Below are 1,317 nucleotides of genomic sequence, written 5' to 3'. Positions count from 1 at the left end.
TGTTCCGCCCCGGGTTTGATGGAGACATCGAAACCTGGGAGAAGATTTAGCTATGCCGGCACCGAAGAAGTACAACGATGAGCTGCGTGAGCGTGCGACCCGGTTGGCGGTCGAGGCTCGCCGGGATCCGGTGTCCGCGGTGGGCGCGATCCGGCGGATCGCCGATCAGTGCGGGGTTCATCCGGAGGCGTTGCGGACGTGGGTGAAGAAGGCCGAGACCGATGCCGGACAGCGGCCGGGTACGACCAGCAGCGACGCGGAACGCCTCGCCGCTCCGGAACGGGAGAATCGTGAGTTGCGGCGGGCGAACCAGATCCTGAAGTCCGCGGCGAGTTTCTTCGCGGCGGAGCTGGACCGTCCGTCGCGTTGAAGGTCGACTTCGTCGACTCCCAGAAGGAACAGCACGGTGTCCAGCCGGTCCTGCAGGCACTGCAAGACACGCCCGCAGCGATCGCACCGTCGACCTACTACGCCGTCAAGACCCGGCCCGTGAGCGCCCGCGCCCGCCGCGACGCCGTACTGACCGCGCTGATCAAGCAGATCCACGCCGAGAACTACGGCGTCTACGGCGTCCGTAAGATCTGGCACGACCTGCACCGTCGTGGCGTGCGGGTGGCCCGGTGCACCGTCGAAAGATTGATGCGCGAGGCCGGGCTGCGCGGGCTGCTGCGCGACAAGTCACCGCGCACGACCCGGCCGGCGGCCGAGACCGAACGGCCTCGTGACCTGGTCAAACGCGACTTCACCGCAGAGGCGCCGAACCAGCTGTGGGTCGCTGATCTGACCTACGTGCGCACGGCCGTGGGCTGGGTGTACGCCGCGTTCGTGCTGGACGTGTACTCCCGCATGATCGTCGGCTGGCAGGTGGCCACGAGTCTTTACACCGATCTGGCTCTCGACGCGTTGAAGATGGCGATCTGGCGGCGCGAGAACCACGGCGCTGACCTGCAAGGACTCGTGCACCACTCCGACAGGGGCGTGCAATATCGAGCGATTCGCTACAGTCAGCGGCTCGCTGAATCCGGCGCCGTGGCCTCGGTCGGGTCGAAGGGCGACTCGTTCGACAACGCGATGGCCGAGGCGTTCAACTCCGTGTTCAAGGCCGAACTCGTCCGCAACAAGGGGCCGTGGCGCGGCCTGGACGACCTGGAGATGGCCACCGTCGAGTACATCGACTGGTACAACAACCGGCGCCTGCACGGCGAGCTCGGCCACGTCCCACCCGCCGAATACGAGGACCTACACGCGATGACCCGACCGGTCACCGCACCCCTGGAAACCAGCTAAACAACTCTCCATCAAACCCGGGGCTTGACA

1 pseudogene is annotated in these 1,317 nt (G+C 66.3%); it reads left to right on the top strand.

What is annotated here, in order from left to right:
- Window positions 1-52: 52 nt before the first annotated feature.
- Window positions 53-1,287 (top strand): annotated as a pseudogene (locus tag QLQ12_RS46790) (IS3 family transposase).
- Window positions 1,288-1,317 lie beyond the last annotated feature (30 nt).

Source organism: Actinoplanes sandaracinus (genome assembly GCF_030009775.1).
GTDB classification, from domain to species: Bacteria; Actinomycetota; Actinomycetes; order Mycobacteriales; family Micromonosporaceae; genus Actinoplanes; species Actinoplanes sandaracinus.
Note: the sequence above shows the minus strand (reverse complement) of the source record. Positions and strands in the feature narration are given on the sequence as shown.